Here is an 11,287-nt window from a genome sequence, read left to right on the forward strand (position 1 = left end):
AGATGACCGGCAGGCACAGGAAGGCGCCTAGAACCAGGCACATAGCGGCGGCCTGGGCGTTGTTCGTCCAGACCTGGGCGGCGAAGGACGCCGCCGGGTGGCTCGAGTAATACGTCTCGTACTCGCCGCCTGGACGGGTGAGCTGCCGCAGTTCATCGGGGGCGGCGATGGCCGACTGCACCTCCGGGTGGCTCCCGATCCACCAGCCGATGACCGCTGCGAGAAGGGTGGAGAGCACGGCGGTGGGGATCCACCAGCGGCGGGAGTCGTACACCGCCGCGGGAAAGCCCTCGGTCAGGAAGCGGGCCGCGTCCCGCCAGGAGGCACGGCGGGTTCCCGTGACGGTGGCACGGGCCCGGGCGACGAGCTGGGTGAGGCGGCCCGTGACCGTCGGGTCGGGGGCACTGGATTGGATGAGCGAGAGATGAGTGGCCGCGCGTTGGTAGAGGACCACGAGTTCATCGGCTTCGGCTCCCGTGAGCCGGCGTCCCCTGCGGAGCAACCGGTCCAGGCGGTCCCACTCCGCCCGGTGCGTCATCACGAAGACATCGAGATCCATGATCGGCTGCTGCTCCCGTTGTGGTTGCCGCTGCTGCGCGGCGCTCTTCCGGTCAGCTTGGCAGACTGGCGTATGGAGGGTGCCCGGCAGGTCGTCGGGCATCCGGGGTCGAGGAGAGGGTGGGCGTGTGAGCGGGGTAGTGACGGGGGACGCGGTCGTACTGGGGCTTCAGCCCGCGAAACTGCCCAGCCGGGCGTTGGCACTCGCCATCGATCTCGTCGTCGTGTGGGCGGCGTATCTGCTCGTATCCATAGGCCTGGCGATCGCGACGGCCTCGCTCGACGAGGCCGCGGTCATGGCCGTGTCGATCGCGACCTTCCTGCTTGTGCTGGTGGGGGCGCCGATCGCGGTGGAGACGCTGAGCCATGGGCGTTCGCTGGGCAAGATGGCCTGCGGACTGAGGGTGCTGCGGGACGACGGCGGGCCCATCCGATTCCGCCACGCCCTGGTCCGGGGTGCGATGGGTGTGGTGGAGATTCTGATGACTTTCGGGGTCGTCGCCTGTATCGCCTCCCTGGTGTCGGCCCGTGGGCGGCGGATCGGCGATGTGTTCGCGGGGACGCTGGTCGTCCGGGAGCGGGTGCCCGTGGCGCATGCCGTCCCGATGGTGGCCGCGCCGCCGTGGCTGGCGGGGCGGTTTGCCGGACTGGATCTGTCCGGGGTGCCGGACGAGCTGTGGCTGGCCATACGCCAGTACCTGTCCCGAATGCATCAGCTGGACGCGGAGGTGAGCCGCTCGCTGGCCGAGCGGCTGGCCGGTGATCTCGCTGTCAGGACCGGGGCGCCGGCTCCGGCCGGAGTGCCGGCTCCGGTGTATCTGGCGGCCGTGGTGGGTGAGCGTCAGACGCGGGACGCACGGCGGGCGCAGGCAGCGGCTGCCGGGGCTGCGGGGGGCGCCGGCCTCGGCCATGGGGCTCGCCCTCATCCTGGAGGGTCGGTGCGTTCCGCCGGTCCCGTTTCCTTCCCTCAGCCCGTCGGCCCTTCCGGCTCGGCGGCGGCTTCGCCCACGCCGTCTCCGCGACCTGCCCTTCCTTCAGGTTCGTCCGAGGCTTCGGCCGCACCCCCTCCCGCCACCGGGTTCGCACCGCCCGCCTGAGGGCTGTGGCCGCCCACCTGGGTCAGGGGAAGACCGAGGGCGGGGATTCCAAGTCCTCAAGCTCGATGCCAGGGGCGGCGAGCACCACGTCGCCAGCGATGTGGACGGTGTGCTGTTCGCCTGTGTCCAGGGCGCTGACCTGGTATTCGTCCACCGTCAGGGGGCCACTGTCAGTGGCGTGCGCTTCACTCTTCACCAGGGCCCAGGACTGGTCGACCGTGCGGGGGGCGAGCACTGGGTCCGTGAAGGCGACAAGGCGGACACGAGTCGCGGGGGCGCCGGCTGCGAGGCGGAGCAGTCGGGAGGTCGCGACCAGAAAGGCGGGTGACATACCGGTGAAGGCGTGGGCGCGGACATTGCCCTCGGTGGCGTGCGTACCGGTGGGGTCGGTACGGACCCAGGTCACTCCGTCGATCGCGGCACCTCGGACCTGCCAGCTCGCGGCGTGGAGTTCGAGGCGAATGGGGCGGCCGAGTTCGTCGATGGCCAGGTCGACAGAGCCCGTGTGGTCTCCGGAAGGGGTGGTCAGTTGGGAGACGTAGCGCCAGCCGGAAGGGCCGGGGGCGCAGTGGAAGTGTTCATCGCCGAGGGGCGTGTGATCGTGCGGATCGTGGAGCGAATAGCGGCCGCGGGGCATGGGGGTGCGTGAGTCCTCCGGGTACAGGGCAGGCCCCCGACACGGGGGTGCGGGGGCCTGCCTGGTGCCTTGCCACCGAACGGTGGAGGGCGTCCGGTCCGGGGTCGATCGGACCGGCGACTGATCAGTAGCGGTAGTGGTCGGGCTTGTACGGGCCCTCGACCTGCACGCCGATGTACTCGGCCTGCTCCGGGCGCAAGGTCGTCAGCTTGACGCCGAGGGAGGCGAGGTGGAGGCGGGCGACCTTCTCGTCCAGGTGCTTGGGGAGCACATAGACGTCGGTCGGGTACTCCTCGGGCTTGGTGAAGAGCTCGATCTGGGCCAGGGTCTGGTCGGCGAACGAGTTCGACATGACGAAGGACGGGTGGCCGGTCGCGTTGCCGAGGTTCAGCAGACGGCCCTCGGAGAGGACGATCAGGACCTTGCCGTCGGCGAAGGTCCAGGTGTGCACCTGGGGCTTGACCTCGTCCTTGACGATGCCGGGGATCTTGGCAAGGCCGGCCATGTCGATCTCGTTGTCGAAGTGGCCGATGTTGCCCACGATCGCCTGGTGCTTCATCTTGGCCATGTCCGAGGCCATGATGATGTCCTTGTTGCCGGTCGTGGTGATGAAGATGTCGGCGGTCTCCACGACGTCGTCCAGGGTGGTGACCTGGTAGCCGTCCATGGCGGCCTGGAGGGCGCAGATCGGGTCGATCTCGGTGATGATGACCCGGGCTCCCTGGCCGCGCAGCGACTCTGCGCAACCCTTGCCGACGTCGCCGTAGCCGCAGACGACGGCGGTCTTGCCGCCGATGAGGACGTCGGTCGCGCGGTTGATGCCGTCGATGAGGGAGTGGCGGCAGCCGTACTTGTTGTCGAACTTCGACTTGGTGACGGCGTCGTTCACGTTGATCGCCGGGAAGAGCAGGGTGCCCGCGGCCATCATCTCGTAGAGGCGGTGGACGCCGGTGGTGGTCTCCTCGGTGACGCCGCGGATCTCGGACGCGAGCTGCGTCCACTTCTGCGGGTTCTCGGCGAGGGTGCGGTTCAGCAGCCGCAGGATGTGGCCGTACTCCTCGCTGTCCGCGGTGGACGGGTCCGGGGCCTCGCCGGCCTTCTCGAACTCGACGCCCTTGTGGACGAGCAGAGTGGCGTCACCGCCGTCGTCCAGGATCATGTTCGGGCCGCCGGTGGGGGTGTTCGGCCAGGTCAGAGCCTGCTCCGTGCACCACCAGTACTCCTCCAGCGTCTCGCCCTTCCAGGCGAAGACCGGGACGCCCCTGGGGTTGTCGACCGTGCCATCGGGGCCGACGGCGATGGCCGCGGCGGCGTGGTCCTGGGTGGAGAAGATGTTGCAGGAGGCCCAACGCACCTCGGCGCCGAGGGCGACGAGGGTCTCGATGAGTACAGCGGTCTGCACGGTCATGTGCAGGGAGCCGGTGATACGGGCACCGGCCAGCGGCTGGGAAGCCGCGTACTCCTTGCGGATGGACATCAAGCCGGGCATCTCGTGCTCGGCCAGGGTGATCTCCTTGCGGCCGAAGTCCGCGAGAGAGAGGTCGGCGACCTTGAAGTCCTGGCCGGCGGCGAGGGTCGTCATTGCGAGCTGCTCCTCTGATGGGTCGAGGGATGGTTGGGCTCGTTCGGGGCTTGCTGACTGCTGCGGGCTCGACGACGAACCAGGCGTACGAGTGCACGAACACACGCAGACCCGGACGCGCGCAGACGTCCGCAGCGCAGTCCGTCGGAGGCCCTCTCTCCCTCGGCCGGTTCACGAAATCGGACCGACCGACCGCCATCAGCAGCGACGTCTGGCTCTGGCCACGAATCTACACCGCTCGACTCGGCCCGCCACAGCCCGCCCACGGGCCTGCCTCGCCCGTCACCGGTGGTTCAAGCCGGTGGCGCGGCGGTGTCCGCGTGGTGCGGCGACGACCGCTCGCGCGTGTTCGACCGACGTCAGGCGGGGGGTCGGCGCAGGCGTCAGTGATCGAGCTCCGGGCCCGGGCCACCCGGGGATCTGGCCGGATCGGGCCCAGCCGCGGCGGCGGCCTCACTGTAGATGTCGGGCTCCACATAGATGACCCGTGCGATCGGCACGGCGGTGCGGATGCGGTCCTCGGCTGCGTTGATCGCCTCCGCGACCTGGACCGCCGTGTCGTTGTGCCGGACGGCTACCTTGATCGCGACCAGCAGCTCCTCCGGTCCGATGTGGAGCGTGCGCATGTGGATGATCCCGGTGACCGTCCGGCCGTCCACGACCGCGTCCTTGATCTTCTCGACGTCCTCGGCGCCGGCTGCCTCGCCGAGGAGCAGCGACTTGGTCTCGGCGGCCAGCACCAGTGCGATGAGGATCAGCAGGACGCCGATGCAAACGGTGCCGATGCCGTCCCAGACACCGTTGCCGGTGAGGAGCGCGAGGCCGACACCGCCGAGTGCGAGGATCAGGCCGACCAGCGCGCCGAAGTCCTCAAGCAGGACGACGGGCAGCTCGGGTGCCTTGGCGTGGCGGACGAACTCCTTCCAGGAGCGGTTGCCGCGCAGGACGTTGGACTCCTTGATGGCGGTGCGGAAGGAGAAGCCCTCCGCGATGATCGCGAAGACGAGCACGCCGATCGGCCAGTACCAGTCCTTGATCTCGTGGGGATGCGCGATCTTCTCGTAGCCCTCGTAGACGGCGAACATGCCACCGACCGAGAAGAGCACGATCGACACGAGGAAGGCGTAGATGTAGCGCTCGCGGCCATAGCCGAAGGGATGCTGCGGGGTGGCCTCCCGTCGGGCCTTCTTGCCGCCGAGGAGCAGCAGGCCCTGATTGCCGGAATCGGCCATCGAGTGGACGCTCTCCGCAAGCATCGACGAGGAGCCGCTGAAGAGGAACGCCACGAACTTGGCTACCGCGATGGCGAGGTTCGCGGCGAGTGCCGCGACGATCGCCTTGGTTCCGCCTGACGCGCTCATGAGTGCGGGGTGTCCTTCCTCGAAGCCCTTGATGTCCCTGATGCCGATCGGTCCCCGCGAATCACGGGACGTGGCCCGGGGCGCAGCCCCGGGGCACGGCGGGCCATTGTTGCAGCAGCCGGGGTGGGCGCGATCTCAGGCCGCCACTGTGGCACGAAACACGGTGCCCGTACCGGACAGTTCGGCCTTTTCGCCCGCCGGGACGAAGACCGACTCGCCGGGAGCGAGGCTGAGTCCGCCGGCCTCGGGGCGTCCGGCCGTGGCCAGCAGGATCTGCGGGGTGTGGGCGGTGATGTCGGTGGGCTCCGCGCCCGGCCCCCTTACGAAGCGGGACAGCCGGAACTCGTCGATCGGGATGTCGTAGACCTCTTCGCCCGAGGGGGACGCCTCCGGGCGCAGCACGATGGGTTCGGAGGGATCGAAGCGGACGACGCGCAGCAGCTCGGGCACATCCACGTGCTTGGGGGTCAGCCCGCAGCGCAGGACATTGTCGGAGTTGGCCATGATCTCGACGCCGAGCCCGGAGAGGTACGCGTGGGGGACCCCGGCACCGAGGTACATGGCCTCGCCCGGCTGGAGCACGACGTGGTTGAGGAGCATGGCCGCGATGACGCCCGGGTCGCCGGGGAAGTGGTGGGCGAGCGTGGCGAACGGGGTGTACGGTCCGCCGATGCGCGCGGACGCGGCTGCCGCTTCGTCCACGGTGCGGGCGAGCTCGGAGCGGTCGGCGCTGAGCACGGCGGTGAGGACCTCGCGGAGCGCGGCGTCCTCCGGGTGGGCGTGCAGCAGGTCGACGTACGGCTTGAGCGAGTCGACGCCGAGCCCGGCGATGAGGTCGGCGGCCTCGATCGACGAGCGGAAGCCGCAGAAGCCGTCGAACGGGGTGAGGGCGCAGATCAGCTCGGGCTTGTGGTTGTCGTCCTTGTAGTTGCGGTCCGGGGCGTCCAGGGGCACACCGGCCTCCTCCTCGGCGGCGAAGCCCTCCCTGGCCCGGGCGCGGTCGGGGTGCACCTGGAGTGAGAGCGGGCTGCCGGCCGCGAGCACCTTGAACAGGAATGGGAGCCGGGGGCCGAACCTGGCGGTGGTGGCGACGCCGAGTTCGCGTACGGGATCGGCTGCGATGACCTCGTTGAGGGCTCCCCGGTCGGTGCCGGACGGACCTGCGGGGTGGGCGCCCATCCACAGTTCGGCCTGGGGTTCGCCACTGGGGGCGACGCCGAGCAGCTCGGGAATGAGGGTCGTCGATCCCCAGGTGTAGGGGCGCACGGTGTTGGAGAGGCGGTCCATGAACGGGGATCCTCGGCTTGGTATGTGGCTGGTGACTGGCTTGAAGTTGGCAGCTGCGTGGCGGAAACGGCAAGTGCCGGTACGCGGACTCCCGGCGTGCCCCGTACGGAACCCGCGACGCGGACCTATGCGCGTTGCGGGCGCAGGTGCGGATGGAGACGGAGTGCCCCGGATCGGGCTGCTGCCGGGATCGGGGTCGGTCGGAACTGGGCTGGGCCTGGCTGGGCCGGCCTGGGCTGGAGCCTGGAGTGAGGCCGGGGCTGTGCGTCGGCTCAGCCGTTGGCCCCCGCGCTGGTCGCGAGAGCGAGATAACCTGCGGCGAAGTCGGTCACGGCGAGCAGCTCCGCGAGGGTCTCCAGCTCGCTGCCCTCCTCCGGCTCCAGCTCGCTGATCGCCGTGTCGTGACTGAGCGCCAGCTCGCGGGCGGCGGGGGCCGCGGTGAGCGCCCCGGCCCCGTCGACCCGGTCGCGCAGCAGCAGGACACGGGCGCGCAGCGCCTGGGGTTCATCGACCCGGTCGCGGAAGAAGTCGTCGGGGTCGGCCCCCGCGGCGAAGCCGCCTGCGAGCAGTACGCCGTGTGCCGGAAGCGCCTCGGGGAGCTCCGCGGAGAGTGCGGGAAGCCCTGCCAGTTCGGCGATCACGGCGGCGAAGCGGCGTCCGACGGGGCCCGCGGTTCCCTCGGTCCAGATCAGCGGGAGGGTGTCGGCGAGTTCGGCCGCAAGCGTCTTGGCGGGATTGCTGTAGGTCGCGATAGCGGGCCCGCAGCGCTCGGCCATGCTGTCGAGCCGGTCGGCGACGCTCTCAAGCGCATCCGAGGGCGCCGCGACCAGGCCCACGCGGTCGAGCAGGGCGAGCAGCGGGGTGAACAGTGCCCAGAACGCGCCGGGGCTCGCCGCTGCCTGGGTCTCGTCGTAGAGCTCGTACGGCGCGGTCGCCATCGGCACCACCATGCCGTGCACACCGTTGACCGCCTCGGCGAGCGGGGAGCGCTGCGGGGCGACGGCGACGATGGTGCAGCCGCGCCGGTAGGCCTGCTCGGCCAGCAGGGCGAGTCCCGGCTCGGATCCGTCCGTGGTGGCGATGAGCAGCAGATCGACGGAGCCCGCCCAGCCGGGCAGCGCCCAGCGCAGCGCCCCGGCAGCGGGTGCGACGCCGGTCGGATGCAGCCGCGTGACCGGTGCCGACGCCCCGGCGAGCGCGGAGATCAGGTCGGCCACACCGGTGGCGGCGGTGCCCGGTCCGGCGATGAGGACGGCCCGGGGGCGTCCCTCGGGCCTCAGCTCGGCGATCCCCGCCTCGGCGGCGTGGCGCGCGGCGGTGCGCACCCGCGCGCCTGCCTCGGCTGCGCCGCGGAGGAGTTCGCGGCGATCGGCGCGGGCGAGGGCTTCCGGGGCGTCGAGGAGTGACTCGTCGAGCATGGTGGTGGGCCTCCGATTCGCCGTAAGGGTGCGGGGGCGGGCTCTGCGTGGTGCACTCAGCGTTATATGGTATTACGTTGCGTTAGTTGACATCACGCGGGGCGGCGGGCTTCGTCCACCAGCAGGACGGGGATGCCGTCGCGTACGGGGTACGCCAGGCCGCAGTCCTTGCCGGTGCAGATCAGCTCGGGCGTGTCAGCCGCCGTTTCGTCGCCGAGCGGGGCGTGGCAGGCCGGGCAGGCGAGGATCTCCAGAAGGCCGGCTTCAAGCGGCATGGGGCGTCCCTTCGAACATCTCGAACATGTGGTTGGAACCCGATGCATACGTATTGGGTTCAGGCCACGTCAGCCTACCGCCGGGGGACGTACGGCGCGGGTCGGCGGGTCAGGGTCCGCCGCTCGTCCGCCTCGATGGCCGCGGCGCGTCGTGCTGCGTCCTCATGGCACGTCATGGCAACGCGTGACGCCGCGTGGCGCCACCCGGCCCGCACGGAAAACCACGCAGGCCGGGCGGCTACACCCGCTCACATCGGGCCGTCGGGCCGGAAAGCGCCGTCGGCCCCGTCAGGACCCGCGTACCAGCGACAGCACCTCATCGCGCACCGACGCCATGGTCGACTCGTCGCGCGCCTCGACGTTCAGCCGCAGCAGCGGTTCGGTGTTGGAGGGGCGGAGGTTGAACCACCAGTCGTCGCTCGACACCGTCAGGCCGTCGAGAGTGTCGACGGTGACGCCTTCCCGGCCGGCGAACGCCTCGCGGACCAGGGCGGTACGTGCGCTCTGGTCGGCCACCGTGGAGTTGATCTCGCCGGAGCCCCGGTAGCGGTCGAACCGGGCCACCAGTGAGGACAGCGGGCCGTCCTGGTTGCCGAGGGCGGCGAGGACGTGCAGCGCCGCGAGCATGCCCGTGTCGGCGTTCCAGAAGTCGCGGAAGTAGTAGTGCGCGGAGTGCTCGCCGCCGAAGATCGCGCCGCTGCGGGCCATCTCCTCCTTGATGAAGGAGTGCCCGACCCGGGTGCGCACCGGCGAGCCACCGTGCTCGCGCACGACCTCCGGCACCGACCATGACGTGATCAGGTTGTGGATCACGGTGCCGCCGGGATGCTTGTCGAGCTCACGGGCGGCCACCAGCGCGGTGATCGCCGACGGCGACACCGGCTCGCCCCGCTCGTCCACGACGAAGCAGCGGTCGGCGTCGCCGTCGAAGGCGAGGCCGATGTCGGCGCCCACGGCTCGTACCCGGTCCTGGAGATCCACGATGTTCTTCGGGTCCAGCGGATTCGCCTCATGGTTGGGGAACGTGCCGTCGAGCTCGAAGTACATCGGCACGAGGTCGATCGGCAGCGAGGCGAACACGGTCGGGACCGTGTGGCCGCCCATGCCGTTGCCCGCGTCCACCACCACCTTCAGCGGGCGGATGGCGGACACGTCCACCAGGGAGAGGAGGTACGCCGCGTAGTCGTCGAGCGTGTCACGCTCGCTGATCGAACCGGGCGTCGCCGCAGCCGCGGGCGCTCCGTCGGCGACCCAGCCCTCGACCAGGACGCGGATCTCGGAGAGGCCCGTGTCCTGTCCCACCGGCGCCGCTCCGGCCCGGCACATCTTGATGCCGTTGTACTGCGCGGGATTGTGCGAGGCGGTGAACATGGCGCCCGGCAGCCCGAAGTGGCCGGACGCGAAGTACAGCTGGTCGGTCGAACACAGTCCGATCAGCGTCACATCGGCGCCGCGGTTCGCCGCACCGCGTGCGAAGGCGGCGGAGAGGCCGGGCGACGACGGGCGCATGTCATGGCCTACGACGATGGCGTCCGCACCTGTCACCTGTACGAACGCGGCGCCGAAGAGTTCGGCCAGCGACTCGTCCCACTGATCGGGCACCACCCCGCGCACGTCGTACGCCTTCACGATCTGCGACAGATCAGCAGCAGCAGAATCAGCCACGGCCCAACCTTCCTGAAGTCTCTGCGGTCACCTCAAACTACCCGTAGAAGGGGGGTACGGAGCGGAATACACAGCTGGTGCCAAGGAAGCCGAAGGCGGGCCACGGTGAGGCGCACCAGGCGGCGCCGGGCGGGACGAGCGGCCCGCGGTCTCAGGAATCCGGTGAACGGAGCACCCGCAGATGGCCGCGCCGCGCGACCTCCATGGGTTCGCGGCGCACGCCTCCGCCCGCCTGCGCGGCGCGCTGCTGGGGGCGGGCCGCCTCGCGGACCGCGTTGGCCAGGGCTTCGAGATCGTCGCCACTGGGCCGGGCCGGGGCCGATCCGTCCGAGAGCCGTACGACCTCCCAGCCGCGGGGCGCGGTGAGGCGCTCGCCGTGCTCGGCGCACAGGTCGTAGCAGTGGGGCTCGGCGTAAGTGGCGAGCGGGCCGAGGACCGCGGTCGAGTCGGCATAGACGTACGTCAGCGTCGCGACGGCAGGGCGGCCGCACGCGGTGCGCGAACAACGACGTACAGGGCTCACGACGTTGGACGGTACCGCACTCTTGAGCGGGCTGCGACGACTCTCCACCGGGTCACTCCCCCGTGTCGTGCTGTGACGTCCGGCACAGATGCCTTCGGAGTGCCCATTCTGACCTGCGCGGGAAGCGGCGTGCGCACACGAGTGACCTATGTGATCCGGTCACTGTTCACCACATTTCGCGTCAATCACAGCGGCATTCACGGTCACGGGGAGATATGGAATCGAGCCCAAGCTTGGCCGGAATGCTCAATAAGCGACACTTCAAGCGACACGTCGAACGGGGGGTCACCCTGTGGAACGACATGGGCCACGTGCGGCCGACAGGCCCGGTGTCCGGGGACTCTGTAGAGCTACCCTGCGTCAGTGATGGACAGTCCCGTACCCCCACGCCCGCCCGAGCCCAGGGAGCCGCGGCCACGCCGCCGTGATCGCCACGGCCGCGGTATGCGGGGACCCGTCGCGCCGCCCCAGGTGCCACTCGCCGCGAGCAGGGCGGAGAGCTTCCGCGATCTCGTACGGGATTCGGTCGAACGGCTCGAGCGCCGCTGGCCCCAGCTCAGCGACGTGGAGTTCGTGGTCCTCGATGTGCCTGGGGCGCTCGACGACACCGAGACCGTGCCGCTCGGCAGCTCCGTGGCGGCCGGCAGGGGTCAGCCCGCCCGCATCGTCGTCTATCGGCGGCCGGTGGAGATCCGCACGAAGAACCGGGACGAGCGGGCCCTCCTGGTCCACGAGGTCGTGGTGGAGCAGGTCGCGGACCTGCTGGGGCTCTCGCCCGAGTCCGTCGACCCGCGCTACGGCCAGGAGTAACTCACCCGGTCGGCGCCCCCAGGGCACGTGCCGCGGCCTCCTCGCGCGATACCCGGGCTCCCCCGCGGTACCCG

At 70.4% G+C, this 11,287-nt stretch carries 11 protein-coding genes (1 of these 11 cut by a window edge); 2 read left to right on the forward strand and 9 right to left on the reverse strand.

Annotated features, from left to right (window positions below; all coding sequences use genetic code 11):
* Positions 1-559, reverse strand: partial view of a stage II sporulation protein M gene (locus tag V1460_RS31875; RefSeq protein ID WP_338677063.1) — the 5' portion only. 449 nt of this gene lie to the left of the window's left edge; the window shows 559 of its 1,008 coding nt (coding positions 1-559); its start codon is at positions 557-559; its stop codon lies off the left edge, out of view.
* 127 nt (positions 560-686) lie between these two features.
* Here V1460_RS31875 and V1460_RS31880 point away from each other — a divergent pair, with 127 nt between their 5' ends.
* Positions 687-1,655, forward strand: a complete 969-nt coding sequence (locus V1460_RS31880; RefSeq protein ID WP_338677064.1) for an RDD family protein — start codon at positions 687-689, stop codon at positions 1,653-1,655.
* 22 nt (positions 1,656-1,677) lie between these two features.
* On the opposite strand, the gene V1460_RS31885 is transcribed toward V1460_RS31880, so the two are convergent.
* The 8 genes from V1460_RS31885 to V1460_RS31920 form a co-directional block, all read right to left on the reverse strand.
* On the reverse strand, positions 1,678-2,292 hold the full coding sequence (locus V1460_RS31885) for a hypothetical protein (RefSeq protein ID WP_338677065.1): 615 nt from the start codon (positions 2,290-2,292) through the stop codon (positions 1,678-1,680).
* 124 nt (positions 2,293-2,416) lie between these two features.
* Positions 2,417-3,874: an adenosylhomocysteinase gene (ahcY, locus tag V1460_RS31890; protein ID WP_338677066.1), complete on the reverse strand. Its 1,458-nt coding sequence runs from the start codon at positions 3,872-3,874 to the stop codon at positions 2,417-2,419.
* A 383-nt stretch (positions 3,875-4,257) separates the two neighbouring features.
* Positions 4,258-5,235 carry a cation diffusion facilitator family transporter gene (locus V1460_RS31895; protein WP_338677067.1) on the reverse strand — a complete coding sequence of 326 codons (978 nt, stop codon included), beginning with the start codon at positions 5,233-5,235 and terminating at the stop codon, positions 4,258-4,260.
* Between the two features lie 135 nt (positions 5,236-5,370).
* The gene (gene manA / locus V1460_RS31900; RefSeq protein ID WP_338677068.1) at positions 5,371-6,522 is read right to left on the reverse strand and encodes a mannose-6-phosphate isomerase, class I; all 1,152 of its coding nucleotides are present in this window, start codon (positions 6,520-6,522) and stop codon (positions 5,371-5,373) included.
* A gap of 272 nt (positions 6,523-6,794) precedes the next feature.
* A complete protein-coding gene (locus V1460_RS31905; protein ID WP_338677069.1) occupies positions 6,795-7,940 on the reverse strand; it encodes an SIS domain-containing protein in 1,146 nt (381 codons plus the stop codon).
* Positions 7,941-8,032: 92 nt separating this feature from the next.
* On the reverse strand, positions 8,033-8,215 hold the full coding sequence (locus tag V1460_RS31910; protein WP_338677070.1) for a Trm112 family protein: 183 nt from the start codon (positions 8,213-8,215) through the stop codon (positions 8,033-8,035).
* 288 nt (positions 8,216-8,503) lie between these two features.
* The gene (locus V1460_RS31915) at positions 8,504-9,880 is read right to left on the reverse strand and encodes a phosphomannomutase/phosphoglucomutase (RefSeq protein ID WP_338677071.1); all 1,377 of its coding nucleotides are present in this window, start codon (positions 9,878-9,880) and stop codon (positions 8,504-8,506) included.
* 151 nt (positions 9,881-10,031) lie between these two features.
* On the reverse strand, positions 10,032-10,451 hold the full coding sequence (locus V1460_RS31920) for a DUF3499 domain-containing protein (protein ID WP_338677072.1): 420 nt from the start codon (positions 10,449-10,451) through the stop codon (positions 10,032-10,034).
* Positions 10,452-10,769: 318 nt separating this feature from the next.
* Between V1460_RS31920 and V1460_RS31925 the strand changes: the two genes are divergently transcribed.
* Positions 10,770-11,213 carry a metallopeptidase family protein gene (locus V1460_RS31925; RefSeq protein WP_338677073.1) on the forward strand — a complete coding sequence of 148 codons (444 nt, stop codon included), beginning with the start codon at positions 10,770-10,772 and terminating at the stop codon, positions 11,211-11,213.
* The last annotated feature ends 74 nt before the right edge of the window (positions 11,214-11,287 follow it).

Source organism: Streptomyces sp. SCSIO 30461 (assembly GCF_037023745.1).
Taxonomy (GTDB): Bacteria; Actinomycetota; Actinomycetes; order Streptomycetales; family Streptomycetaceae; genus Streptomyces.